At 34.4% G+C, this 25309-nt stretch carries 26 protein-coding genes and 1 pseudogene; 7 read left to right on the top strand and 20 right to left on the bottom strand.

All coding sequences use genetic code 11. The annotated features are described in order from the left end of the window. Nucleotides 1-103 precede the first annotated feature (103 nt). The 6 genes from DKL58_RS01515 (at nucleotide 104) to DKL58_RS01490 (ending at nucleotide 6322) form a co-directional block, all read left to right on the top strand. Nucleotides 104-847, top strand: coding sequence for a DeoR/GlpR family DNA-binding transcription regulator (locus DKL58_RS01515; protein ID WP_239386405.1), 744 nt, complete (start codon nucleotides 104-106; stop codon nucleotides 845-847). Nucleotides 848-867: 20 nt separating this feature from the next. Beyond that, on the top strand, nucleotides 868-1821 hold the full coding sequence (locus tag DKL58_RS01510; RefSeq protein WP_109585841.1) for a 1-phosphofructokinase family hexose kinase: 954 nt from the start codon (nucleotides 868-870) through the stop codon (nucleotides 1819-1821). A gap of 403 nt (nucleotides 1822-2224) precedes the next feature. After that, nucleotides 2225-3148 (top strand): ABC transporter substrate binding protein, encoded by a 924-nt coding sequence (locus DKL58_RS01505; RefSeq protein WP_373307169.1) that lies wholly within the window; start codon nucleotides 2225-2227, stop codon nucleotides 3146-3148. Nucleotides 3149-3624: 476 nt separating this feature from the next. After that, on the top strand, nucleotides 3625-4593 hold the full coding sequence (locus tag DKL58_RS01500; protein ID WP_046331591.1) for an ABC transporter substrate-binding protein: 969 nt from the start codon (nucleotides 3625-3627) through the stop codon (nucleotides 4591-4593). Between the two features lie 33 nt (nucleotides 4594-4626). Then, entirely contained in the window at nucleotides 4627-5541 is a 915-nt protein-coding gene (locus DKL58_RS01495) for an ABC transporter permease (protein WP_420812275.1), read from the top strand. Further along, on the top strand, nucleotides 5519-6322 hold the full coding sequence (locus tag DKL58_RS01490; RefSeq protein WP_109585838.1) for an ABC transporter ATP-binding protein: 804 nt from the start codon (nucleotides 5519-5521) through the stop codon (nucleotides 6320-6322). The genes DKL58_RS01495 and DKL58_RS01490 overlap by 23 nt, the downstream gene beginning before the upstream one ends. A gap of 21 nt (nucleotides 6323-6343) precedes the next feature. On the opposite strand, the gene DKL58_RS01485 is transcribed toward DKL58_RS01490, so the two are convergent. The 20 genes and pseudogenes from DKL58_RS01485 to DKL58_RS01390 form a co-directional block, all read right to left on the bottom strand. After that, on the bottom strand, nucleotides 6344-6841 hold the full coding sequence (locus DKL58_RS01485; protein WP_109585837.1) for a TetR/AcrR family transcriptional regulator: 498 nt from the start codon (nucleotides 6839-6841) through the stop codon (nucleotides 6344-6346). Between the two features lie 32 nt (nucleotides 6842-6873). Beyond that, the gene (locus DKL58_RS01480; RefSeq protein WP_109585836.1) at nucleotides 6874-8232 is read right to left on the bottom strand and encodes a DHA2 family efflux MFS transporter permease subunit; all 1359 of its coding nucleotides are present in this window, start codon (nucleotides 8230-8232) and stop codon (nucleotides 6874-6876) included. A 261-nt stretch (nucleotides 8233-8493) separates the two neighbouring features. Further along, the gene (locus DKL58_RS01475; protein ID WP_045927526.1) at nucleotides 8494-8763 is read right to left on the bottom strand and encodes a hypothetical protein; all 270 of its coding nucleotides are present in this window, start codon (nucleotides 8761-8763) and stop codon (nucleotides 8494-8496) included. A gap of 25 nt (nucleotides 8764-8788) precedes the next feature. Further along, entirely contained in the window at nucleotides 8789-10084 is a 1296-nt protein-coding gene (locus tag DKL58_RS01470; protein ID WP_109585835.1) for a PTS sugar transporter subunit IIC, read from the bottom strand. Between the two features lie 39 nt (nucleotides 10085-10123). Next, nucleotides 10124-11208, bottom strand: a pseudogene (locus DKL58_RS01465) (DUF871 domain-containing protein). Nucleotides 11209-11222: 14 nt separating this feature from the next. Further along, complete coding sequence (gene dagF / locus DKL58_RS01460) at nucleotides 11223-11963, bottom strand: 2-dehydro-3-deoxy-phosphogluconate aldolase (protein WP_109585834.1); 741 nt, start codon at nucleotides 11961-11963, stop codon at nucleotides 11223-11225. Beyond that, nucleotides 11964-13064 carry a DgaE family pyridoxal phosphate-dependent ammonia lyase gene (locus DKL58_RS01455; RefSeq protein WP_109585833.1) on the bottom strand — a complete coding sequence of 367 codons (1101 nt, stop codon included), beginning with the start codon at nucleotides 13062-13064 and terminating at the stop codon, nucleotides 11964-11966. Nucleotide 13065: 1 nt separating this feature from the next. Next, nucleotides 13066-14184 (bottom strand): amidohydrolase/deacetylase family metallohydrolase, encoded by a 1119-nt coding sequence (locus DKL58_RS01450; RefSeq protein WP_109585832.1) that lies wholly within the window; start codon nucleotides 14182-14184, stop codon nucleotides 13066-13068. 12 nt (nucleotides 14185-14196) lie between these two features. Beyond that, nucleotides 14197-14880: a DUF4310 family protein gene (locus tag DKL58_RS01445; protein ID WP_045927520.1), complete on the bottom strand. Its 684-nt coding sequence runs from the start codon at nucleotides 14878-14880 to the stop codon at nucleotides 14197-14199. A 25-nt stretch (nucleotides 14881-14905) separates the two neighbouring features. After that, nucleotides 14906-15679, bottom strand: a complete 774-nt coding sequence (locus tag DKL58_RS01440; protein ID WP_109585831.1) for a DUF4311 domain-containing protein — start codon at nucleotides 15677-15679, stop codon at nucleotides 14906-14908. A gap of 2 nt (nucleotides 15680-15681) precedes the next feature. Then, nucleotides 15682-16032: a DUF4312 family protein gene (locus DKL58_RS01435; RefSeq protein ID WP_109585830.1), complete on the bottom strand. Its 351-nt coding sequence runs from the start codon at nucleotides 16030-16032 to the stop codon at nucleotides 15682-15684. An 8-nt stretch (nucleotides 16033-16040) separates the two neighbouring features. Then, complete coding sequence (locus tag DKL58_RS01430) at nucleotides 16041-16403, bottom strand: SFCGS family glycine-rich protein (RefSeq protein ID WP_045927517.1); 363 nt, start codon at nucleotides 16401-16403, stop codon at nucleotides 16041-16043. A gap of 13 nt (nucleotides 16404-16416) precedes the next feature. Next, the gene (locus DKL58_RS01425) at nucleotides 16417-16767 is read right to left on the bottom strand and encodes a PRD domain-containing protein (protein ID WP_045927516.1); all 351 of its coding nucleotides are present in this window, start codon (nucleotides 16765-16767) and stop codon (nucleotides 16417-16419) included. A gap of 16 nt (nucleotides 16768-16783) precedes the next feature. Then, entirely contained in the window at nucleotides 16784-18643 is a 1860-nt protein-coding gene (locus tag DKL58_RS01420) for a BglG family transcription antiterminator (protein WP_109585829.1), read from the bottom strand. Nucleotides 18644-19017: 374 nt separating this feature from the next. After that, entirely contained in the window at nucleotides 19018-19776 is a 759-nt protein-coding gene (locus DKL58_RS01415) for a sugar phosphate isomerase/epimerase family protein (protein ID WP_109585828.1), read from the bottom strand. Continuing rightward, the gene (locus DKL58_RS01410; RefSeq protein WP_109585827.1) at nucleotides 19773-20435 is read right to left on the bottom strand and encodes a bifunctional 2-keto-4-hydroxyglutarate aldolase/2-keto-3-deoxy-6-phosphogluconate aldolase; all 663 of its coding nucleotides are present in this window, start codon (nucleotides 20433-20435) and stop codon (nucleotides 19773-19775) included. Before DKL58_RS01410 ends, DKL58_RS01415 begins: the two co-directional genes overlap by 4 nt. A 13-nt stretch (nucleotides 20436-20448) precedes the next feature. Further along, nucleotides 20449-21003 (bottom strand): 6-phospho-3-hexuloisomerase, encoded by a 555-nt coding sequence (hxlB, locus tag DKL58_RS01405; RefSeq protein WP_109585826.1) that lies wholly within the window; start codon nucleotides 21001-21003, stop codon nucleotides 20449-20451. After that, nucleotides 20997-21626: an orotidine 5'-phosphate decarboxylase / HUMPS family protein gene (locus DKL58_RS01400; protein WP_109585825.1), complete on the bottom strand. Its 630-nt coding sequence runs from the start codon at nucleotides 21624-21626 to the stop codon at nucleotides 20997-20999. Before DKL58_RS01400 ends, hxlB begins: the two co-directional genes overlap by 7 nt. Beyond that, nucleotides 21604-22584 (bottom strand): sugar kinase, encoded by a 981-nt coding sequence (locus tag DKL58_RS01395; RefSeq protein WP_045927510.1) that lies wholly within the window; start codon nucleotides 22582-22584, stop codon nucleotides 21604-21606. The genes DKL58_RS01400 and DKL58_RS01395 overlap by 23 nt, the downstream gene beginning before the upstream one ends. 27 nt (nucleotides 22585-22611) lie before the next feature. Then, nucleotides 22612-23901, bottom strand: coding sequence for a gluconate:proton symporter (locus DKL58_RS01390; protein ID WP_109585824.1), 1290 nt, complete (start codon nucleotides 23899-23901; stop codon nucleotides 22612-22614). Between the two features lie 209 nt (nucleotides 23902-24110). On the opposite strand from DKL58_RS01390, the gene DKL58_RS01385 reads away from it, so the two are divergent. Then, nucleotides 24111-25106, top strand: a complete 996-nt coding sequence (locus DKL58_RS01385; RefSeq protein WP_045927508.1) for a LacI family DNA-binding transcriptional regulator — start codon at nucleotides 24111-24113, stop codon at nucleotides 25104-25106. Nucleotides 25107-25309 lie beyond the last annotated feature (203 nt).

Genomic DNA, 25309 nt, shown 5'->3' with positions numbered 1-25309 from the left:
CAACCTAAATATAACAAACTTAAACATAGTTAAACTTAATATGTTAATATGTGTTTGATATATTACTAAAATGGTGATAAAATTATTTAAAAGAAGTGATTTTTTGAGTTTACAAGAAAAAAGATTAACAGAGATAAACATCCTGTTACGTAAAACTGGTTTTATGACGACTGTTGATATTGCCAAAAGCCTAGATGTTTCTTCAATGACTATAAGACGTGATTTAAAAAGGCTAGAAGAGCAAGGCAAAATCACTAGAATATATGGTGGTGCTCAGAGCAATTACCAACCCGAGTCAACTACAAATGAAAAGTTACAAAAAAATATTATTGAAAAAAAAGAAATTGCTAAATTATTAGCAAATAAGATTACTAATAATTCAACAATTTTTTTAGGTGCCGGAACGACATTACTAATGTCTGTGCCTTTACTGTTATCTAAAAATCTTACTTTTGTAACCAATAGTTTGCCTGCATTTAACGAAATTAATAAAAGTAAATGCCGCTTATTTTTGACAGGTGGAGAACTACATAGGAACACAGAAGAATTTTTAGGCGAAAAAGCTGAAAACATCTTTGAAGGCTTAAATTTTGATTATGCATTATGCTCAACTAACGGGATCAGTGATAATAGTGTAACTACCAGCACAATACCTGAAGGAAATATTCAAAACATAGCAATTGCTCACGCAAAAAAATCTTTCATAGTAGCCGATCATACCAAACTAAATCATTCTGATATCATCACGTTTCGTGATCTCGATAAGTTTGATCTTCTGGTTACGGATCCAAAAGTTTCTCCAGATGATGTTAAAAAATACTCAAAATATATTAAAATCATACATTAACTTATAGATTAGGAATAAAAATGGAAATTACAGTTACAGTTAATCCCTCAGTAGATCGTTTATACGAATTAAAACAATTGGAAGTAGGACAATTAAATAGAGTTCAACTGATCAAAAAAATGGTTGGAGGCAAAGGCATTAATGCTGCAAGAGTCTCTGCCAACCTTGGAGCCAAAACTGTAGCTACAGGATTTTTAGCCGGTTCAAATGGTAAATATATTTTAGAACAAGCTAAAAATGACCAGTATAAATGTAACTTTATTGAAACTAACGGTAACACAAGAAATTGCTACACTATAATTCAAAATGACGGTGAAAAAACGGAAATAAATGAATACGGAGATCATATTCCACTCGAATATTTCAACCAGTTGCAAGAAACTATCAAACAATTAATTACTAAAAATAAAGTTGCGGCAATTTCTCTAAATGGTAGCCTTCCTCCTAGTGAGATTCATAATTTTTATCCCCAAATAATTGCCAAAGTTCATGACCTTAACCCAGACATTAAAATTGTGCTAGATACTTCCGGAGAGGCCTTAGCTGAGGTATTAAACAGTCACTATTTACCAGACTTCATAAAACCTAATGAAACAGAAGTAGCAGAGTTATTATCTTTTCCTGTTACTAAGGATTACAGCTTAATCAAAGAAGAGATATTAAAAAGTAAACTGAAAAAAATTCCAAACATAATTGTTTCTTTAGGAGAAAAGGGGGCGCTTTTCAAGCATGAACATGATTTTTACAGTATTAAATTAAAACCAGTAAAAGTAGTTAATACCGAAGGATCAGGAGATTCACTTGTTGGTGGCCTTTTATATGCCTTAGGCAAAAACTATGATTTTAAAGAAGCCATCAAGTGGGCGATTGCATCTGGAACTGCTAACGCAATGGAAACCAAAACTGGTTTTGTTCAGCTCAGCAAAGTTCTGGAAGTTATCAAAACTATTAAAATTGAGCGAATTGTTGATTAACACACTTTTTCTCACCCCACTTAATTAGCACTAACAATAAAATTAAGTCTTGACTTTAATTTCTTATTTTTTTATAATTCGGTTATTGAAGTTGGAGGTAAGGATAATGACTCAATTTAGTCAAAAAGAAAATCAACTAAATAATCGTTATTATCTTAGCTACTATAGATAGGAGTTTGGGTTCATCTAGGTGAATTCAAACCAAACACAAGTTTGAATTTATCTATGATGGCTAAGGCTCTTTTAGTTTGGTTAGCCACATAGCTTTCTAAGTGGCTGACCACATCCAATCGTTTTTGGCAATTTAATTTTTGTGCACCCACTTAGAAGTAAGTGGGTATTTTTATGGAGGCAGAAAATGCGTTTTAAGAAATTGATCACAGGAATTAGTATTGTCGGATTAATGGCATTGGGAGGGTGCAGCAGCAAAAAAGCCAGCAAGGCGCCCGAGGTTAAACATGTTGGTGTTTTACAAGTAGTGCAGCACCCTTCTTTAGATAAGGCATACAAAGGTTTTAAAAAGGGACTAAAAGAAAGTGGTTTTGTTGAAGGTAAAAATCTTAAAATTGACTACCAGAATGCGCAAAACAATCAAGACAATCTGAAAAGTATGAGTGAAAAATTGGTTAATGAAAAATCTGATTTGATTTTGGGCATTGCCACTCCGGCAGCACAGAGCGTTGCCAATGCGACCCAAAAAATACCAACTGTTGTTACTGCTGTAACTGACTTAAAAGCAGCCAAGTTAGTTGATTCAGATGCTAAACCTGGCAGAAACATTACGGGAACAACAGACATGGTTTCTATTAAAAGACAAATTAAATTATTGCTATCAATCGTACCCAAGGCAAAAACTGTGGGCATTATGTACAATGCCGGTGAATCAAACTCTAAAATACAGGCCGATTTAGCTACGGCGGCACTGAAAAAAGCAGGAGTGAAAGTTTTGATTAAAACTGCAAACACAACTAATGATGTCCAGCAAGTAACTGAAACGCTTGCCTCTAAAGTTGACGGTATATTCGTTCCTACTGACAATACTTTCGATTCAGCTGCTTCTGTAGTTGGAAAAGTAGTCAAAGAAAAGAAAGTTCCCCTGGTAGCAAGTTCCGTCGATCAAGTTAGAACAGGTGGTTTGGCCTCAATCGGAATTGATTACGAATTATTAGGAGAACAAACTGGCAAAATGGCTGCTAAAATCTTATCTGGAAAAGCAAAGCCAGCTAACATGCCGGTTGAAAGAGCACATGATATGAAATTAGTTGTTAACAAGAGTATGGCTAAAGCACTGGGAATTGATCCTAAATCAATTAAAGCACCCAAATAATTTTAAGTTGATATAAAAAGGCCACTGAACAGTGAAATAAAAAGCAAAAGTGAAAAGCTTTGTTGCTTATTTCAAATGGGTGACCTTTTTATTTAGCCTTTGCTTTAAGTGATCATAATTATTATTATTTTTACAAGCTAAATTTATTATTTCTTGACTTTTTCTTCTTTATTTTTTATAATCTTCTCATTAAGGTTGGAGGTAAAGTTTTATGAAATATAATTTAATACGAGTCTCACAACTGAATAACCGTTATTACTTTAGCTATTTTAGATAAGGTTTGGGTTCATCTAGATGAATTCAAACCAGACTCAAGTTTTGAATTTATCTATGATGGCTAAAGTCCTTTAATTGCGGTTAGCCACATAACTTTCTAAGTGGCTAATCACAAATGATTATTACTAATAATTCTTGTATATCCACTTAGAAATAAGTGGATATTTTTTTACGGTCAGCAGTATTACGGAGGAACGAAAATGCGAATCAAGAAAATTATTATGGGAATGGCTTTAACTAGTCTGTTGCTGCTTAGTGGCTGCAGCAACAAGAAATCAGGAAGTACAGCAACTGTCAAGCATGTGGGTATATTGCAAGTAGTACAGCATCCCTCATTAGATGAGGCTAACAAAGGTTTCAAAGAAGGCTTGAAAGAGAATGGCTACGTTGAAGGCAAGAATCTAAAAATTGATTATCAAAATGCCCAAAATAGCCAAGACAATCTGAAAAGTATGAGTGAAAAACTAGTCAATGAAAAATCAGATTTAATTTTAGGAATTGCCACACCAGCAGCGCAAAGCGTAGCTAATGCAACCCAAGATATTCCTATTGTAGTAACTGCAGTGACTGATCTAAAAGCTGCTAAATTAGTAAATTCAGATGCAAAACCTGGCAGAAATGTTACTGGAACTACTGACATGGTTTCAATTGATAAACAAATAAAATTGTTATTATCAATAGTGCCTAAAGCTAAAACAATTGGCATCATGTACAATGCCGGTGAGGCCAATTCTAAAATTCAAGCGGATCTAGCTGTCAAAGCACTTAAAAAAGCCGGCGTTAAAGTTTTAATTAAGACGGCCAATACTACTAATGATGTCCAGCAAGTAACTGAAACTTTAGCCGGAAAAGTACAAGGAATTTACGTACCAACAGACAACACATTTGCTTCTGCTTCTTCAATTATTGGTAAAGTTGTTAAGGAAAAGAAAATCCCACTGGTAGCCGGTTCAACTGACCAGGTTAAAACTGGTGGCTTGGCTTCAATTGGAATAGATTATGAGGCGCTTGGTAAACAAACCGGTAAAATGGCTGCTAAAATTTTAGACGGTAAAGCTAAACCTAAAGATATGCCTGTTGAAAGGGCAACTGATTTGAAATTGGTGGTTAACAAGAAAATGGCAAAGGCACTTGGAATTGATCCTGCTTCAATTAAAGCACCTAAGTAAATTAAAGAAAGGCAGCGTGAATCAATAGTTATGTTGAATACATTTTGGGAGTTATTACTTTCATCTACTTCTCAAGGATTACTTTGGTCATTAATGGCAATCGGTGTTTACTTAACTTTTCGGATATTAGATCTAGCCGACATGACAGCTGAAGGCAGCTTTCCGTTAGGGGGAGCCGTTGCAACGATGTGTATTATTAAGGGAATTAATCCTGTTTTAGCAACAATTGCCGCATTTGTTGGCGGTTTGATTGCTGGCTTAGTTACTGGTATTTTGAACACCAAATTGCGTATTCCTTCCTTACTAGCAGGAATTATTACAATGACTGGACTGTACTCCATTACTTCCAGAGTAATGCAAAACGCTGCTAATGTTTCATTGTTGGGCAAAGATACAGTTTTTACAATTGCGCAAAATTGGGGATTAAGTCGTAACAATGCAGTAATTGCGATGGGATTGATAATTGCACTTTTGGTTATACTATTATTAGTTGTTTTTTTCAAAACTGAAATTGGCCTAGCTATGAGAGCTACGGGCGACAATCCTCAAATGAGTGCCGCAAATGGTATCAAAACTCAAGGAATGAAAATTTTAGGCTATATGATTTCTAACGGATGCATTGCCCTGTCAGGTGGACTTTTAGCACAAAATAACGGCTTTGCCGATCTTAACTCTGGTGTTGGTACTCTGGTTATTGGATTAGCTTCAATTATTATTGCAGAAGTACTTATCAGGAATTTGCCAATTGGTGGTCGTTTACTTACTTTAGTAGTAGGTGCCATCATTTACAGACTGATTTTAGCTTTGGTATTCCAGATGAATGTCGAACCGTCTGATGCTAAATTAACCTCAGCTTTAGTCTTAGTTGTGTGCTTAACTTTGCCGAATTTCCACTTACCACGCAATCTTAAAGGAGGAAAACCAAATGCCAGAAGTACTAAAGATTAAAAATTTACATCAAACTTTTGAACAAGGAACTGTTAATGAAAACCGTGTTTTACGTGGAATTGACCTTAGTTTAGAAGCCGGCGATTTTGTGACTATCATTGGTAGTAACGGAGCCGGTAAGTCTACCCTGCTCAATAGTATTGCTGGTACGTTGCCTATTCAAGAGGGTCAGATTATTTTAAAAGGTACCGATATTACAAAAATGCCTGTTACTAAACGAGCAAAAAATATTAGTCGCGTATTTCAAGATCCTAAAATGGGAACAGCGGTCAGATTAACAGTTGAAGAAAATTTGGCTTTAGCGATGAAACGAGGCCAACGACGCGGTTTTCGTCCCGGCGTTAAAAAACAGGATAGAAAATTTTTCAAAAAGCAGCTGGCACAACTTAACTTAAATTTGGAAAACCGTTTGGAAACTGAAATTGGACTTCTTTCCGGTGGTCAAAGACAAGCCATTACGCTTCTAATGGCGACTTTGCAGAGACCAGACTTGATTTTACTGGATGAACATACTGCTGCTCTTGATCCGCAAACCTCGATTACAGTCATGCAATTAACTGAAAAGTTAATATCTGAACAGCATTTAACGGCTTTTATGGTTACCCACAACATGGAAGATGCTATACGATACGGTAATCGATTGATTATGTTGCATCAAGGTCGTGTGGCAATTGATTTGGCCGGTGAAGATAAACAAAACTTGACGGTGCCTAAACTAATGGAACTATTCCAAAAGCACGTTGGTTCGGGGCTTGAAGACGATGCTATTTTACTGGCTTAAAACAGAAAAACAATCTGAAATTCAGATTGTTTTTTTATTCTTCAAACAATTTTGATGAGCATCAATTACTTTGACAATGTTATCTATTGACTCAGAACAATTATTTTTTAGCCACTCTGTAATTATAGCCACTATACCATTGCGAAAAAATACTTCATCATAATGATCTTTTTCTTCATGACTATCTATAAACTTTTCAGCAACACCATCTTGTAAATTTAGTTTAAAAAATAAACGATATAAATCTTGGTTATCTTTAACATGTTGTAATAATTTTGAAAAACATGGTTTTTTAGAATTATTTTGCGTTAGTGCGTATTCATCAACAAGATATTTTCTTAATTTGTCTGCCATATCATAAATATCTGTGTAATTATCATAAAAAGTTGACCTGTTAATTTGTGCCTTTTGACAAATTTTAGTGACTTTTAAATTTTCTAAATTACTATTCTTTAAAAGTTCAACGACGGCATTTTGAATTTTTTTACGTGATACGGTACGATTTCTTTTTTTATTCATAGAAATGATTATGGCATATAAAAATCTATTTGTTAAAGCTTTTTAACTTTATATACGCTTATCAATAATTGAACTAAAGCCAAAAATGTCATCATACCGAATGTGAATTGAATTCCTATATAATTTGCCGTCACCTTGGTATCAATAAAGTGGGTTGCGCTAGTCATAGCTTCCATAAATAAAGAAGTTCCTATAGCACCGCTTAATGTTCTTAAACAAGTTAGAAGAGCTGTACCATTTGCTGCTTCATTTTTGGGCAAACTTTGCATTCCCCAAGTTACAATTGGCATCATCAAACAGCCAACCCCTAATAAACGGAGAAGATAAAGAGCTCCTAACAAAATTATTTCTTTTGGAGAATTGATAAATGTTACTCCCAAGCAACTAATTACTAATAACAAGCTTCCTGAAATTGCCAATTTAGTTATTCCAAATCTGTCATAAAACATCCCTGTAAAAGGATTAATTATAGCCATAGTTAACGATCCGGGTAACATTATAAATGCTGAAATAAGGGCTGATTTTTTCATTACAGTTTGAATTAAAATAGGGTAAATAGTTGAACTACCCATCATTATTGCATAAAGAAGCATACTGATTAATACAGCCAAACGAAATTTTGAATTCTTAAAAATTCTTAGATTTAGTAATGGTTCATCATCTTGTAACTGTCTTTTACAAAAAATAATTATTAATACTGTTCCAATAACCATCAAGATTAAGCTTGTAAATAATCTAGTAGTAATATTGCTTAGTCCTATCAACATACTGCTCAAGCCACCAGTACTTAATAATAGAGAAAAGTAATCTAGATGATTTTTTGCAACTGGTGAAACATTTTCAACGCTAAAGATTGCTAAAATTATAATAAAAAGTGATGCAACAGCTGAAATAAAGAAAACACTACGCCAACCCCATATTTCAATAAGGAAGCCTGTTAAAGTTGGTGCTATCACAGGTGCTGCTCCTGATGCCAATCCCAATATTCCCATGACCATTCCCTGTTTATTAACCGGATAAAGAATCATAATTACTACTTGAGTTAATGGTAAAATAATGCCGCTACCCAAAGCTTGAAATATACGACCTATTAGTATAATTAGAAAATTGCTTCCCCAACAACAAAGCAATGTGCCGAATGTAAATAATAGCATTGACGATAAAAATATTTGCCTAGTAGTAAAGCGTTTAATCAAATATGCTGATATTGGAATCATAACTGCCATAGCTAAACTAAAAGCACTAGTTAACCACTGGGCAGTTAGTGCGGTCAAGGATAACTCATGCATAATTTGTGGCAAGGCCGTTGTTAAAGAAGTTTGAAGAAACGATGTGACAATTGTTCCAGTCAAAAGAGTTCCAAAAATCAAATTAGCTTTTTTTCCAGTCATGAATTTCTCTTCTTTCAATTTAAGTTGTTTTAATTATATTGATGTAGAAAAGATAAACAACCAACAATTTATATTGAAATGTTGGGAAAAAAACTGTCTGTGACAAAATTTTTGTAAGAAGCTGTAATTTATAACCTTAAATGTCGCTACTTTATTAACATAAGGTAACATTATTAATTTAATAAAAAGGACTAATTATCTAAAGCATTAGATATTAGTCCTTAAATTATTTATTTTGATATAATGTATAGTTTTATTATTCTATATTTTTCTCCCCTTTTCCATGTCTTTGAAAACAAGTCGATATTTTTCTGAAATAATTGAACATTCAAAAACAGTAATTAAAGCAATTAATATCCAGCTTACTTTTAAAGTCATGCATAAAATTGTCCCCAGGCCGATAGCAATTATGCCATATAAAACTATCTTTCCTGCGCTATATTCGTTAATGAATTTTCTGACGCGATCAACCTTAAAAACTACTACCTGACAAGCTATAAAATATACAGCTAATAAAATTATATATATCATTATTATTTCACTTAACCTTAGTTAATTAGCTTTGCAAAGCATCATTCTCTTTTTCCAATTGCTGTTTTTCAAACACTTTGAAAAATGGATAGTAGATGATGATGTAGATAATAAAGTTAACCACTGACAGTATCAAAGCATTCCAACTCCAATTTGTACTCATGATTGCTGCAATTGGTGCGGGAATAGTAAATGGTAATCTGACCATCATCATTGGTACCAAGTGAGAAGTAGTTGCAAAATAAGAAATGGTAGTTGTTACGAGTGGAGCCAAAATAAATGGAATACCAAGAATCGGATTTAACACAATTGGGGCACCAAATATAATTGGCTCGTTAATATTGAATAAACCAGGTAAAATAGATAACTTACCTAAATCTTTTAAGTACTTCGATTTAGAAAACATAAAAAGTACTACTAAGGCAAGTGTCCCACCAGCTCCACCAATCCAAACAAACCACTGTAAAAATTGTTCAGTAAAAATTGTGGATAAGTGAGTTGCTGCTACACCAGCATGAAATTGATTCATATTGGTAGCAATTGACATTTCCCAAAATGGTCTGACAATTGGATCCATAATAGCTGCCCCATGAATACCAAGTGTCCAGAAGCCACATATAAAGAATACAGTAGTCAGGCCACCGGCCAAGCTGTTGCCAACTAAAAATCCTTTTAACGGCATTAAAATATTAGAAATAAAAGTAGCGATATTGAAATTAAATATATCTCTTACAACCCAAAATAATATTAAAATGACCGCTGCTGGAAAAAGAGCTACAAAAGAATTGGAAACCTCAGGTGGGACACCCTGGGGCATTTTAATTGTAATGTTTTTCTTTTCTAAAAAGTGGTAAATTTCGACAGAAATCAAGGCTGTTGCAATCGCTGCAAATAACGAAGATGCACTTAAATTGGCTATATTAATGTAGCGTCCTGCCGTAATCACGTTTTTAACATCTGCATTCACTTTAACCGGCTGCACTGTCGCCACTAAAAAGGCAAGCACAGCTAATATGCCACTAGACAAAGTATCCATCTTATAACTTTCAGCAAGAGCAGAAGCTATACCAAAAGTAGCATACAATGACAGAATTCCTACCGTAAAGCGAAAGGGAATATCTAGAATTGCCTGATAAGGTGCTAAGAAATTAGCGACTGCCGGTATGGGCATATTACTCAGAATGGTAAAGAAAGAGCCAACAATAGTTAGTGGTAAGGTAGCAATAATACCTTTACGAATAGCTGTCATATGTCTTTGCTGACCCATTTTATTAGCTACAGGCAGAATTTTTGCTTCCAAAAAATTGACAAAATTATTCATTTATTTTCACCTCATATTTATTTTTTAGTTATAGAATTTTTAACAGACAAACTTAAATTTTGACCAAGACTTAATAAATGGTAATAGTAAAAGTTCATCGGTATTGATATGTCCAACGAGATTTTTACGATTATCTTTATGTGGCTTTAATACAATCTGTAGCTCATTCTTATACTTTCCAAACCCATTATTGCCTATGACTACATCCCCTTTTTGAAACTCAATTTCATTGTCATGGGGCGAATTGGAAAAACTATGATACTTTTTTCTAACTTCTGTTGACCTGATTACCTGTTCATTAATATCCCCTCGTCTAACATGTTGATTTTTAAGAACGATGTCATGTTCAACCTTATTTATATCTGAAACAAAATCAATTTTTAATTCCACTTGATAGCGATCTATTAAACTAAGTTTTTTTAATTCTTCGTCACTAGCATAGGAATTACCGATAATTACATCGTCAATGAGTCCGGTTGCAAACATTTTTTAGCTTGCACTTCAATAGGCAAATTACGATCTTCTTCCAAAGTTGGCAAACCATCATTTACGCTCCAGGGGCCAATTTTTCCTGATTGAGAACTGATAAAAGCAGCTGTATGGAGATTATTTCTTTTAAAACGCTGACTACATTTCACAAAGAAATCATAAGGTAGACCTGTTCCTTTTTGAGGATAAAAATTGTGACAGCCATAAATAAAAGGTTTATTAGCTTGATAAGTCAGAATATTATCCACATAAGCAACATCATTACTCATGTTTAATTCAATGATTAAACCTTGCGGATTATAACTAAGTAATGCCTCTTTTTTGCCATCAAATCCGTCATCTAGACGTAAACCATCTACACCAAGTTCTACAAAAAATGAAAGGTCATCATATGAGATTCCCAAAAGGTTAAATATTGTTGGCGAAACATCCAAAATCACTTCATAATTAAGTTCCTTTGCCAACTTAGTTAACTTTTGATATTTAGCAATTACTTCTTTCTTCTCGCCGGTAATTTCAAGCAAACTCATAAAAATTCTGGAAAATCCAAATTCACTTGCTTTTTTGATATAGGCCTTATCACTGGCGAAATCGCTATGATCTGGGTATATCGATATTCCTAGTTTTCGCTTCATCTTAGTGCCTACTTTTATGCAAGTTTTCTTTTAACAATTTCAAACAATTTTGCTACATCATCTGGCTTAGTAAGTCCGGTATCTTTGTCAATAATTGATGAGTATACATGTGGCAATATTCTAGTTACTCCGGCTTCTAAAGCAATATCTAAAATAGCCTCAAAGTTTTCCAAATCTATGCCACCTGTTGGCTCAAGGCTAAAATCATTTGCGGCACAAGCTTTAGCAATATATTTGTATTCCGCCTTGTGTGCTAAACCTTTCATTGGAAAGAACTTAAATGAACTGCCACCCATATCCTTCAGCAATGCAATAGCAGTAGTAACAGGAACTTCTGTTGCCATTTCTTTAGAACTTAGAGGACCTGTTGCAATATTGACATAACCAACCTTACCTGTTGGTGAAACTAAACCATTAATAATAGTTTGGTCTTGTCCTAATAAGGCCCGAGAATAGCCAACCCCTGTAAAAACTTGATTGACATGTTGCGGTTGGATTACTTGCGATACTTCACTAACCATCTTACTTTGATTAGGATCACCTGCACCTAATCCAACTGAAATAGCATTATTGACGGCACTTTGATACTTTTTCAAATCAGCAATACAGCTGTCATTATCAGGATAGTTTTTAGTTAAGACGCCGCAAACAACATGACCATCAGCAGCTTCATATATCTCCTTAGCATTGTCAACACTTCCGGCTAAAACATTTAACGCTACTCTTCCTTTATAATAATTTGGTACTAATTCCATTTATTTCATAATCTCCTTTAATCTTTCAACTATTAAATTCATTTCTTCTGCATCGAGTGCTCTGATATCAAACTCAATTATTCCTTCATTAGCACGATATTCTCGAGTATAGATAGCAGGATCATTGTTTTTTAATTCCTTAATTACTTGAAATGCACTCTTCGATGCATCAGCATTCATTTTAATATCGGCACGATAGATTTCTCGTCCTGCTTGATCTTGTGCTTCTTTGACTGTAAGCCCAGGAATTGTGTTCAGATTTTGTAAAAATGGTGCGAGTCGCTTACGCATGTGTGTGCCATCCTCTGGACCTGCGCTGACATATTCTTCAATTGCTCCTACCAAACCCAAAAGATTATCTTTACCAATTTTCATCGCTCTACCGATTCCTGAACTTTGCATACGAATCCAATCGATGTATTTTGCTTTATTACCAAATACCAAGCCTGAAGCTGGACCTTCAATTGCTTTTGCACCACTAAAAAGAATAATATCTACGTTTAAAGCCAGATATTTTTTTAGATCTTCTTCTGCTGCAGCATCTAAAATTAAAGGCAAGTTATGTTTATGAGCAATTTCAACTGCCTGTTTAACTGTAAGCATGCTCTTTTGTACTGCGTGATGACTTTTCACATAGAAAATAGCTGCAGTATCTTCATCAATCATCATTTCCACATGTTCTGGTGAGCACATATTAGCGTAGCCAGCTTCAACTACATTGCCTCCACCCAAAGTAATCATTTCTTCTTCTGGAGCACCATAATCTACATTTTGTCCTTTGGGTATGACAATATTCCTGGCTTTAAACCTAGTTGAATACGGATGATAAACATGATATTGACTTCCCTGACCAATAACTCCTGCAACTGCTAAAGCAATCCCGGCAGACGCTGAGTTCACAATGACTGCATCTTCAGCTCCTATTAATTCAGCCACATACTTCCCGCTTTTTTTGACTAAATCTGACATTTCAAAAAAATGTTTGTCGCCAAATTCTTGGGCTTCAATTCCTGCATTACTTGTTTTTGAAACACCCAAAATTGTCATCTTACCGCTGGCATTTATTACATGCTTTAAGTTCAATTTCTGATAATAATCCATTTTATTCTCCAATCTGATAAGCTTTACCCATAACGACAACCATTTTAGGACAAATATGTTCATTAAATTGACGCTGATTATGATTTGAATCTGTAAGTGTAACCTCTTTATTTTCTTCTAATTCAAAAATAGTCAGATCAGCGTCATATCCCGGCTTCAAATGACCTTTGTTAATCAAGTTAAAATTATCTGCCGGAGCTACAGTTACCTTACTAATCACATCGCTAAGCGAATAGCCATACATTAAAAACTTGTCCAAAGTTGTAGCCATGTTATACACAGGACCATTTACACGATTGCGGTTATATATATCAGTACTAATAGAATATGGAATTAAACCGGCAGCATTTGCAATATCAAAAGTATGGAAGTTAAAGCTGTCTGTACCATGTCCAACATCAAAAGTTACACCTCTGCGATAGGCTTCCCAGACAAATTGACGAATGTTGTCTGATTCATCAAGCATGCCATTTGGTTTACCGTTATATCCATGGGTCAAAATATCGTTATCATCCATTAAGTCTAAAACATCTTTTAATTGTGGTGGGTTTGCGCCAACATGTACCATAATCGGGAAATTGCCACCTAAGCTTTTTTGAAATGCTTTAGCTTTCTGCAAAGGCACTACACCATTATCGATAACTACAGAATGACTTTCTCTAACTTTGATACCGACAATGAAATCACGATATTTTTGAATAGATTCCATCAGAGGATCTTTTTGAACAGTATTAATGTCGCCCAACTCATTTTGTGCCAGTATTCCTGTTTGACCAACGTTAATCATTGCATAAACATTGGTAATTTTATTTCTGGTTATATCATAAAAATCACCAATGTTCTCTGCTCCAGTAGAACCGGCATCAATTACGGTAGTAACACCAGATTTATAACCGTCTTCATCAGGATCATCATAATAAAGGGTCAATTTTTCGTAACAATGAACATGATCATCAATCCATCCAGCCGAAACATACTTTCCTTGAAGATCAATTACTTTACCAGCTTCGATTCCATCCAGACAATGACCGACAGCAACAATTTTTTTACCTAAAACGCCAATTTCGATTGGAGAACCGTCTGTAACCCTTTTACCATTTTTCAAATATAAATCTATCATCTTTTACCTCAACTAAACTTTCACAGGGAAGAACAAACCAGCAATCATAGCTCCAATAATTGCGCCACCAGTGATCGGTTTCTTCCAAGCATAAAATATTACCGCACCAATAATTGCACCTAAGCCAATAGGAATTGATGCTTGACAGGCAGAAATTATGATTAATGGGCCTAAAAATCTGCCTGTATCGTTACCTGCGCCCATCATAATATCAGCACCAAAAGTTGAGTTAGATTGTTTTAAAGTAAAATGTCTAATAGCATAAATAACAAGACCGATCAAAATTCCGATGATAGCACCGGTCAATAGAGCCAGCGGAAAGCTCTTAATTGGTTCTTTAATGTTCATGCTGAGTAATATAGCAGGAATACCTAAACCAACACCAGTTAAAATTGAGCCACCTAAATCTAAGATTCCATCTAACGATCCTTCTAAAACTCTGGCAAAAAGAAAGCTAGCTCCAAACGCTGCACAAGCACCATACGAGCCACCAGTCATACCTGCCTTCAACATGGCAACAAATGCAACTTCATTAAATGCACCAGTACCATAGTTAAAATACATTGAAGTTCCAGCAAATACCCCAGCCGACATCAAGCCAACAATAATTGGGAAACTCCAATCGGCATACCAAAAACTTTTAGTATTCTTTAAATCTAATTCTTTTTCTTCTAAAGTTTCATCACTTTTATCCATGTCTTTGCCTCTTTTCAACTAGGTTTTAGCCACCAAAAACTGAGTGAATTTGTTTTAACCAAGCAGGAACTCCCATATTCAGTTGCTTAAACAGTGTCAGATCTATTCCTCTGAAAAATGCACTCAAAATAAATAAGACAATTGTAGTAATTAGAATAATTTTAGTAATCTTATTCCAACCACTTTCATCCACTCCTTTACCGACTAAAATTCCCAAAACTACTCCTGGAACAGCATTGCCCATAATCAGCTGAGCAATGCCACCAAAGACTGTTCCGAAAATTCCAGATCTTTTTCCGCCATCAATTGCTGCCAGCCAAAAGATAACAGGCATAACAGTGTTAATTAATAATGTAGCAGCCGGAACTAAAACTTTTACCGCTGTAATTTGAAGGGATTGTGGCAAAGCAGAACTCGTTAAGTTAAGAAAAGCAACAATTAAAGCTCCCACTATTGCACCGGCTATACCCATTTTTTTGGCATCATGCATCTCTTTTTCATCGTGGTTTTTCAACATTAAAAGTGCAGCGGCCCAATTTGGTATTACCCTGTGAGTAACATCCTGTGTAAAAGATCCTGCTGCCACAGTGGAAGCCCAGGCATTAAAGAAGAAACCCAATCCAAACGAAAAGTGTGATGCAGGATCTCCTTCACTGGCATTCATTTCGCCTAATGTTCTGAATGCTCCTAAAGCCTGGACAGTTGGAGCATTAAACATTCTAGCTGCTCCTATTCCAACCGCTAAACCAACAAGAGTACCAATAATTAAGGATTCAATTAAAATTATCAAAATATGCATTTTTATACTCCTTTAGTTGCTCTGTTAAAAAGTGGGTTGTCAGTAGTTGCTACTTTCTGACAATCTATTTCATTAACGCAAACGTACTCTACATGAACCAAAACTCTAAGTTGAACCTCATAAGACTTGCGTATTCTTGGGAAAAAGAAAAATAAAAAATGTTCTTTTTCATCTATTTCCTTAAGTTCTTCCACTTCAAAAGATTTTGGTTCTATCTTAAAAATCAAATTATCTTCTTTTGCGCCTAAATTTCTTGCTACTTGGTTTATTGCATTGGCAAATGCCTCTTTCTTATTCTTTGCTTTTCCTTTCACTAAAATGTTTCTATCTTCTGCTTGAATTACATTTTTCATCTGAACACCTAAAACTTGTTGGGATACTTTTTATTGATTGCTTCAACAAGTTTTTCTCCTAACTCTTCTTTATCCATAAAGCCAAAACCCAGAACTTTTTTACCATCATTAATAGCAGTAACCCCTTGAGTAATTGATCTCATGCCATGTCTTTCTGGATAGCCGTATTTATTATTGGCAATCAAAGCACCAGCTCCACCACTACCACAAAAAGAAATACCGAAATCAGCTTTTTCTTTATTCATTACATCCCCTAATTTCATGTCTGCACCAATCCCAGGAATTAAAATAGCCTTGGCGCCCGCTTTTTCAATGCCTTTAGCAACATTACTTCCTTTTCCCATTCGGTCAGCAACTACAATTTTCAACATATTAATTTCTCCTTTAATCTAACTTCATATTCTCAAAGTGAATTGACAAAACATACTTTTCTGATTCAGCTATTTTGCCGATGTTATTATCAATAAAATCCACAACTTGCTGAGACATTTCTAACGATTGCTGTGAAACCTTAGCAAAAATTTTCTTATCTACTTTTTCTAATTTTTTTCCATTCTTTGCTCTATTAACCATTTCAGATAAATGATTACCTAAAATTTGAGTTTCTATGTCGCTCGGATGCAGCTTATTTTGATGTATTAAAGAAACTACATATACCATTACCCGCCTTAATTCATCTTTATAATTACTTTTTGCAATATATTTTTGGAATTCTTTATATAACTCTACTTTCATCTAAATTACCGTTTCTTTATCTCAACAACGTATAACGTAAAATTGCTATTATTTCATTAATATTAATGTGTAAGCCCAAATCTAAGTAAATTGTGCGCAGTCGGCTAATGTCAGTTTTGGGAAATTTATTTAATTGTTTATCAGTTGGTTTAGAATCATACTGCTTATCAAAGTAAATCCGTTCCGTTGCTAATTGCACATGAATCATAAATGCTTTTTCATATTTTTTACTGATGCGATCTCCTAAATATTCACTGACATTGATATAGGCTTCTATACTTAAAGAAAGTATTTTCTCTACATTATTAATACTTTGTTCTTCCTTAATAACATTCCTCAAATCATTGTCATTTTTAACAGCATTTTGTTTGAGTAAGAAAGAAACTTCCCGTTCAACTTTCAACATATCCTGCTCATTAGGGATCGGATTAACCTGTATGATTTTAGTTGACGCTATTTTTTTCAAAGGGAAAATACTAATTACGAGATCAGGCTTTGTTTCATATATTTTTGTGCGGTAATTAATCGCTGAAGCAAAGCCGGCACTTGTAATGTACGGAATTCTGCTTTGAATTACTTTTTTTAAAAGTTTCGTTGCTCCTAGACCGGTTGAACAAACATAAAGTGCACTGACTTGTGGTACTTTTTGCAAATCACTAATTGAAACCAAGAAATGAAGAGAAACTAAAGTCACAAAAGTATCACTATTAATTAGTGGGCTTTTAGAAATATATTTGTCCAATGCAGCTTTAACAGTTTCAAACAAAGTGCCAAACCGACTTTTAACCTCTGCTGTAAAAGGAGTATAGTCATTAAAATGCTGAAAATTACTATTCAATTCACTTATCAAATGCTGAGTTAATGAGTCTTGTAACTGTAAATCATTCTCCAAAGGCAAAACCATTTTTTGTGAAACATAGGAAATAATCTCCTTGACAGCCTTATTAGTTTCCACATCTTTTTCCAACACTTTTACTCCAAAAATAAAGTACTTTTCTTCATCTTTTGTTGGTCTAATATCAAAAATTTCACTTACAAATTTGTAGATCTGGGCATAATGCTTTTGAGTCTGATTAAGTCTTTTACCATAACCAGAAAGATTTAAAAATCGATGACGATGATTTTCTAAAATAATTATCGTTAACCGATTAATCATTGACTTAGCAATGCTCAAATCCATGCCAGTATTAAAAGCCTTTTTTAGATTTAAAATGTCACATAATATTAAAGAAACATAATTGATTAACTTATTTATGTTTTTAGGTAAATTCGTGTTACCAGCTGAACTTGTACTTATTTTAGAAATCAAATCAATCAAATTGTTGGCACCAAATGAATATCTATCTATTTGCTTTTGCAAGATATATTCCATTAGCGCACGAATATTAATTTCATCTCCAGTTAAGTAGTAGCCATAATAATTTTTCCCTTCTAAAAGCAAATTGAATCTTTTAGCTTCTGACTTGGCATTATTTATGTCTGCTAAAAAAGTATTTGCAGAAACGTCAAGCATTTTAGTCATTTTTTTGCCGGTTATAAATCCATCAGCAAAAATCAAACTGGTCAAAATTTTCCATTTTCTTTGAGTTGGACTTAAATACTGCGAAATTACTTCTTCGCTTGAAAAAGATTGTAATGAGTTAATTGCATTTTTTTGATCAAAATCACTAGCAAAACTTATCCATATTCCCTTACCAGGCTTTGAATTATACTTACAACCAGGTTGCTTATTTATCCATTCTGCTATTTTTTTGAGATCACTTCTTAAAGTTCTAATTGAAACTTTATATCTAGCAGATAAATCCTTAACTTTATAAGTCTGCGGGTTATTTAATAAGTTTGTTGCAATGTTAATTTGCCTAGAAATTAGAGTCATTTTGCTTGCTCCTTTCTATATTTAAATTATATGAAAGCGGTATTATAAAAAGAACTCCAAATTAATTCAACACTGTTGGTGCAAAGAATTGAACAACAAAAATGCTCATAGAATTTTATTCTTTGAGCATCATTAAAAATATAAAGATTATTAGGTTTTTTATTTAAACCTGTAAAGATGCATATAAAACTAATTTACCTTTTTTTATTAGCCAAATAAAAAGGGTAAATCTTGTTTCACATTAAAACGACGATTTACCAATTAAATTTTTTTGTTTTTTTCAAGTTTCTAACTAACGATTATTTAAGCGCTTAAAGTCTGTATAAGTTTTTTGTGAGGAAATCAGCTAAATTAATATCCAAAATTCTTAAAAGTTATCTTTTACCATTGAAATAGTCATGAAACTTTTCCATTTCCTTGCCAATAACTTCATCATCTGGCATTGCAAATTCAAATGCAAATTGTGCATCTTTAGGCAGGTATCTTACTACTGCTTTCCAATTGAACATCCCAAGGTCTAATGACTCAGTGTTTTGCATTTTGCCCTTTGCATTAAGCATAGGATTCTTCAAGTGAATGTACGCTACAAAAGGTGCAAGCTTCTTTGCGGCTAAATTTGGATCAAAACCTGTAAAAGCAAGATTTCCTAAGTCAAATGTAGCAAAAATTGAATTGAAACCGGCTTTTCTGACGGCTGTCAGAAAATCAAATACTGTATCTGGGTTACCACTTATTGGAGTTTGATCGTTCTCAATAGTTGTTTGAATAGTTGCTAAAGGTAAATTTGAAAGATCTTCTGCTAAATCACCATGGTATTTATAGAAATTACCGGTACTAAACTTGATTTTCTGTGCACCAAGCTCTTGGGCTTCTTTATAATACTTATTTAAATTCTGATTAAAATTACCGTTTTCATCAAAAATATTATCAGGCACACTATAGTTTAGCAATAAACCCTTTTCTCTAACAGCTGGTGCCAGCTCTTTGATTTCTGCATCTACATCTTTGAAATACTCACGTCTAATTTCAATTCCATCTGCAGCTAAATCAGCAATTCTATCCACTAAATCCAGTTGGCTAATACCACTTTGAATTTCTTTTTCATAAACCAATGTATTTATTATTAAAGTCATGATTTGCTCCTATTTGTTCTAAAATTGATATATTTCTCATTAAATTTTCTAGCATTTTCAGTAACAGCTTCGTAATCATTCTTTTTACCCGGTCCGACTAAACTACCGCCTACTCCAATAACGAAAGCTCCCTTTTCAAACCATTCGTTCATGTTTTCTAATGAAACACCACCTGTTGGCATAACATTTACGTTTGGAAACGGTCCATGAATTTCATTGATCATTGTTTTGCCAGCAACTGAACCAGGGAAAACTTTAATTACATCGGCACCATACGTTAGCGCATCTTGAATTTCAGTCGAAGTAAAACACCCTGGAATATAAGGAATCTGGTATAAATTACAAAGCTTGGCCGTATCTTTATTAAAAGATGGACTAACTACAAATTTAGCTCCCGCTATAATAGCCAGCCTTGCTGTTGCTGGATCCAGCACCGTACCTGCACCAATAATCACATCTTTGTCACTGCCGTATTCTTCTGTTAATCTTTTGATAGTTATATCTGCACTGGGTGAAGTAAATGCTAATTCGATAGCAGTGACATGTCCTTTTATACATGCTTTGGCAGTTTGGTAGGAATTTTCTTCATTATTCCCTCTAACTACTGCTACAACTCCAGCTTTCTGAATTCTCTTTATCGATTCATATTTTAAAAGCATATTAACTCTCCTATCATTCCATATTACTGTGCTGCTTTTTAGCAGCACCATTAGAAACTTCATCCCTGATGCTCAACTTGAAACAAAGAATATCTAGCACAATGTGCACACTTTGATCAAACAGAGAACTTAAAAGTTGAATAGATTTAACTCCATCCCCATTTTTCGTTGCCCCAGGTACTATTATCACGCGGTTCGCCAATTTGACCAAAGGTGAATTGGAGTTGCTCGATACTGCAATTACTTCAACTCCAGATTCAGCAGCTTTTTCTGTCAATTCCAGCACACTGCTGGTTTTACCAGAACCTGACACAGAAACTAAAACATCGTTTGGCTGAATTGAAGGTGTAATTGTCTCTCCAATAACATAAACCTGGTAGCCAATATGCATTAACCTCATAGCAAAACTTTTAGCCATAAACCCAGAGCGGCCTGAGCCTAAAACAAATATTCTTTTATCCTTAGTAATTAACGTTGCAGCCTGATCAATTTCTGCTTCGCTTACTTTATCTAAAACTGTATTTATTTCTGCTAAAACAGGTTTAATTAAATGTTTAGAATCTAACATAAATTAATAATCTCCTTAAACTTGCTGGCCTCATTAACAGGGTCATTAGAATGAACAATTTTACTTCCTACAATAACCTCTTGTACCTCGTTTTGCACAGCTAATTTTTTTGCCTGCTCTAAATCAATACTACCAGCAACTGCTATATTTTTAATTGCGGGAAAATTCTTCCTGAAATCAGAGACTAGATTAGTCAAATCCGTGTTTTTGCCAGCATCATGAGAATTATGCAAGTTATAAATTGCATTCGGAAATTTGGCAATCTCTAAAATGGCTTTATTGCTCATTCCCATTAAGTCAATAAGTACTTTCTTGTTTTTTTGCTCTGCAATTTGATAAACGCCGGCAAGAGTTTCCTGACCAGCCGTTCCCATTACTGTTAGAATATCTGCACCGGTTTTAAATCCTTGTTCAAATTCGTATTGGCCCTCATCATTAGTTTTAGTATCCAATAAAAGCAAACTGTGTTTTAAATTGACATTTGCAGCTTGAATTTCATAAAAGCCATAATCTTTTATTATTGAAGTACCAAATTCTACAATATCAGCAATACCATCAAGTTTTCGTGCCAGTTGAACTGCATCGGCTAAAGAGACCCGATCAATTGCGACTTGCAGCTTCATCTTCAGAAACACCCTGTTTTTGATAAAATTCTTTTAATTCTTCTTTTGTAGGATACCCGTCATTATCACCTAAGGTTTGCACCTGCAGACAACCTACAGCATTACCGCGAATAGCTCCGGCCTTCAAACTTTTTCCTTCAAGCAAAGCAGTAATCAGACCTAAAGCAAATCCATCTCCAGCACCGACAGTATCAAGGACCTTATCTGGTTTAAAACTAGGAACAGTGTATTCTTCACCTTTAGCATTTTTGACGAAAACTCCTTTATCTCCTAGTTTAACCATTACTGTTGTAGTTCTTTCACCTTTCAAGTAAAAGTCAGCTATTTCTTCTGGATCTTCCGAACCCATTAATGTCTTGCCTTCACTGATACCCGGCAAGACAATATCAGCCATGCCCGCCAGTTCATTGATTGTCTTAATCATATAATCTTTACTCTTCCATAAAGGTGGCCGCAAATTAGGATCAAACGTGATTAGTTTTTTTGCAGCAATTAGCTTTTTGTAAAAAGCACGGAAAGTTTTTTCTGCAGTATCAGAAATTGCAGGAAAAATTCCAGACATATGGGCAATTTTAACATCACTTAAATCAATATTATCAATCTGACTGGCTTCTAGGTGACAAGCAGCAGAATCACGCCGGTAGTTAAAAGTCGCAGGATCACCATGTGTTACTAACTGCTTTAATTGATGACCTGTAAAATACTTGTCATCATAACTAACATACTTAGTACCTACATTGTGAGAAGCAATAGTTTTTTGAACATACTTGCCAAAAGGATCTTCGCCAACTCGTGTAACATACTCAACAGAGTGTCCCAGCCTTCTCACGCCAATAGCAACATTTAGTTCAGCACCACCCATCACCTTGTGAAATTCTTCAGCGTCTACTAAAGAAACATCTGGATCTTTTGAACACAATATAACAAGTGGTTCACCAATAGTAATTACTTCAGACATAATCTTTCCTCTCTTTGTCTTTCATACTCACCCAAAAAAGTGATAAACAAGTATTTCATTTATAATTGAAACTACCCACATTACAGGTACACCATATTTTAAGAAGTCCTTTGACTTTACCTTCATATAGTCTAAACCCCAGACATTCCAAGATTGGGTAATATCTACAGATACAGCCATCAAAGTTGGAACATATAAGAGTGGTAATAAGAAGGCATCACTGAATAATCCAGTACTATACAAAACTGCAGCGGTGGCTGCTCCGGCACCCCAAACGTGTAAAGGACCACGGAATAAAGCGAGTGGAGCCAAAATACCCAAAGCAAGACAAAGGATTAAGTGTTCATGAGGCAAAACAGCTGCCAATATCGGACGAAATCTTTCAGCATTAATAGTTGCAGCGCCAGTAAAACTTTCCAGAGCCATTAAAAACATGATCAATCCTGCAATATCACTGATTGCATGAGAAATTGAATCATTTAAAAACTTAAGTCCCTTCTTGTAATCTTTAAATTGACCAGTTAAGAAAATAGCAATAATACTTGCTAAAGTTAATGCAGGTACCGCATCCCATTTAAATGCCATATTCATTGCAACTGGAATAACAGGAACAATGTACGCTATTTTAGGAACTTTAGTAACACTATTTTCATTATTTTCGGCTCCAATTAATTTAAGATTATTATCTGCCATCGCCGGATCAATCTTTTTACGATTAAAGAATAAAAAGATAATAATTGCCAGCAGCTGTACTATTGCAGCACATATACCAAAAGTAAGGTACTTACTGTCATAAGCAGCTTTTGGCACAAAGGCCTTCATCTGGTTATAAAGCACAACGTTAATATACATTGGGGCACCAATAGCCATAGAAAATGCTGCCAAAGCAACATCTCGAGGCAATCCCAATGATAATAGAATTGGTAATAAAATAACTCCAATTGCTATTACTGAACCAACACCGTATGCACTTACAAAAATAAAAGCAGTAACTAAAACAACTAAAATTGCTGCTAATAGTGGCTTCTTTTTACCAATTGACTTAGTAGCTTCTGATATTGCAGGTGCAATCCCACTATCTACCAGTACTCGACCAAACCATGAACCAAATACAATATAAATAATAGTTGGACCATAGCTGAGCGCTGGCTGCGCAAAAACTTTATTAATTGCTTCATTAAATGGTACTAAACCAATGATGCACCATAAGATTGCCATCACGAAGAAGCCAATCATCAAGTTTCCACCTTTTAAAATGTACCATATAAATAAAGCAAAAGTTATTAATAGCAAAATTGCTATTATTGTAGAACTCATTACACTTACCTCTTTACTAACTCATTATTTCATCTAATGAATATCAGCATATTTCTTTTTAAGGTAACCGGTTACCTTCTTAATATAAAACATTTAGTTTGTCTTTGCAAGCGCTTTTCAAATTAATACTGATTTTTGCAATATATCATTTTAAGAGCATTAAAATGATATACTAGTTTTAAAAACATTTAACAAAAAGAATAGTGATTATGAAAAAAGCAACAATCCGTAACGTAGCTGAATTAGCACATGTTTCCGTTGCGTCTGTATCAAGGTATTTAAATAATAAGGCTAAAGGTAGACTTTCCGAAGAAAAAGCTAAGGCAATAGAACAAGCAATTAAAGACTTAAATTACATTCCTAATCTTGCAGCTCGTCAAATGGCTACTAATCAAAGCAAGACTATTGCGGTAGTTGTTTCCAATATAGACGATTATTTTTCAACTGAATTGTTTAAAGGAGCATCTAACATCCTCAGAGTTAAAGGTTATGAGGCTTTTTTGTTAGATACCAATGCAGAACAGCAACGAGAACGAGAATTAATTAAAACCGTCAGCAGCAGTTTCTTTGATGGACTACTGTTTCAACCCTTGGGTAGTAATATAAAAACCATTCAATCTGAATTTATCCATAACATTCCCACAGTAATCTTAGACAGACGGCTAGCCACCAAACGCTGGCCTCAGGTTATTTCCAATAATGTTACGGCTTCAAAGGACGCCACGAAATATTTTTTAAAACAAGGTTGCGATGACATCTTAATTTTATCTTCTGAAGTCAAAATTGCTTCCACAAGAAGAGACAGATACAGTGGTGTTTGTGCTATTGCAAATCCTGATCAAATTCATTTAATTGAGCTTGACGAAGAGTCGTATAATTATGTGACGATTAAAAATAAGATTGAATCTTTCCTGTTAAAACAAAAAGTTCGAAATAAAAAAACTTTGATTTTTAGTTTCAAAGAACGTTGGCTACTTGCATTTTTACCTATGCTTTTTGCCGATGGCTTTTTAAATAGCGACCAAGTCTTGATCACTGGATTTTCAGATACCAAATTAGTACAAACCATTTTACCCGAAGCAAGATTAATTTCCCAAAACCCATATCTAATGGGAGCAAGTGCTGCAGAAATTTTACTTAAGAGTTTAAGTGGAGAAGATAATAGCAAAAATTATGAACCCCTTATTGTTCCTGCTAAATTTTAGCTGGTAGAATTAAATGTTAAAAACCTAAATAAATAATTCTGAAAAAGATCTTTTAACAGATCAACAAAAGTGCACTGAGGTTATCGGTCAGTGTCCTTTATACATACATTTTTCCTCAGTCTTGATAGTATTAACTAACTCAAATCGATCAGAAACCAATCATTATGTGCCAAAGTTATGCCATAGTTTAAAAAATCTTAGGT

This window comes from Lactobacillus kullabergensis, from assembly GCF_003151025.1.
GTDB lineage: Bacteria > Bacillota > Bacilli > Lactobacillales > Lactobacillaceae > Lactobacillus > Lactobacillus kullabergensis.
This window is presented reverse-complemented; position numbering and strand designations above follow the sequence as displayed.

Bases quoted from the DNA above. Each gene is read 5' to 3' on its own strand.
- DKL58_RS01435 (WP_109585830.1), bottom strand. From the start codon at position 16,032: ATGAAAAATGTAATTCAAGCAGAAGATAGAAACATTTTAGTGAAAGGA.
- DKL58_RS01395 (WP_045927510.1), bottom strand. From the start codon at position 22,584: ATGTCTGAAGTAATTACTATTGGTGAACCACTTGTTATATTGTGTTCA.
- DKL58_RS01420 (WP_109585829.1), bottom strand. From the start codon at position 18,643: ATGACTCTAATTTCTAGGCAAATTAACATTGCAACAAACTTATTAAAT.
- DKL58_RS01415 (WP_109585828.1), bottom strand. From the start codon at position 19,776: ATGACTTTAATAATAAATACATTGGTTTATGAAAAAGAAATTCAAAGT.
- DKL58_RS01450 (WP_109585832.1), bottom strand. From the start codon at position 14,184: ATGATAGATTTATATTTGAAAAATGGTAAAAGGGTTACAGACGGTTCT.
- DKL58_RS01400 (WP_109585825.1), bottom strand. From the start codon at position 21,626: ATGAAGCTGCAAGTCGCAATTGATCGGGTCTCTTTAGCCGATGCAGTT.
- DKL58_RS01500 (WP_046331591.1), top strand. From the start codon at position 3,625: ATGCGAATCAAGAAAATTATTATGGGAATGGCTTTAACTAGTCTGTTG.
- DKL58_RS01480 (WP_109585836.1), bottom strand. From the start codon at position 8,232: ATGACTGGAAAAAAAGCTAATTTGATTTTTGGAACTCTTTTGACTGGA.
- DKL58_RS01410 (WP_109585827.1), bottom strand. From the start codon at position 20,435: ATGCTTTTAAAATATGAATCGATAAAGAGAATTCAGAAAGCTGGAGTT.
- DKL58_RS01445 (WP_045927520.1), bottom strand. From the start codon at position 14,880: ATGGATAAAAGTGATGAAACTTTAGAAGAAAAAGAATTAGATTTAAAG.
- DKL58_RS01390 (WP_109585824.1), bottom strand. From the start codon at position 23,901: ATGAGTTCTACAATAATAGCAATTTTGCTATTAATAACTTTTGCTTTA.
- DKL58_RS01385 (WP_045927508.1), top strand. From the start codon at position 24,111: ATGAAAAAAGCAACAATCCGTAACGTAGCTGAATTAGCACATGTTTCC.
- DKL58_RS01475 (WP_045927526.1), bottom strand. From the start codon at position 8,763: ATGATATATATAATTTTATTAGCTGTATATTTTATAGCTTGTCAGGTA.
- DKL58_RS01425 (WP_045927516.1), bottom strand. From the start codon at position 16,767: ATGAAAGTAGAGTTATATAAAGAATTCCAAAAATATATTGCAAAAAGT.
- DKL58_RS01505 (WP_373307169.1), top strand. From the start codon at position 2,225: ATGGCATTGGGAGGGTGCAGCAGCAAAAAAGCCAGCAAGGCGCCCGAG.
- DKL58_RS01430 (WP_045927517.1), bottom strand. From the start codon at position 16,403: ATGTTGAAAATTGTAGTTGCTGACCGAATGGGAAAAGGAAGTAATGTT.
- dagF (WP_109585834.1), bottom strand. From the start codon at position 11,963: ATGGAATTAGTACCAAATTATTATAAAGGAAGAGTAGCGTTAAATGTT.
- DKL58_RS01510 (WP_109585841.1), top strand. From the start codon at position 868: ATGGAAATTACAGTTACAGTTAATCCCTCAGTAGATCGTTTATACGAA.
- DKL58_RS01470 (WP_109585835.1), bottom strand. From the start codon at position 10,084: ATGAATAATTTTGTCAATTTTTTGGAAGCAAAAATTCTGCCTGTAGCT.
- DKL58_RS01490 (WP_109585838.1), top strand. From the start codon at position 5,519: ATGCCAGAAGTACTAAAGATTAAAAATTTACATCAAACTTTTGAACAA.
- DKL58_RS01485 (WP_109585837.1), bottom strand. From the start codon at position 6,841: ATGAATAAAAAAAGAAATCGTACCGTATCACGTAAAAAAATTCAAAAT.
- DKL58_RS01455 (WP_109585833.1), bottom strand. From the start codon at position 13,064: ATGGATTATTATCAGAAATTGAACTTAAAGCATGTAATAAATGCCAGC.
- DKL58_RS01440 (WP_109585831.1), bottom strand. From the start codon at position 15,679: ATGCATATTTTGATAATTTTAATTGAATCCTTAATTATTGGTACTCTT.
- hxlB (WP_109585826.1), bottom strand. From the start codon at position 21,003: ATGTTAGATTCTAAACATTTAATTAAACCTGTTTTAGCAGAAATAAAT.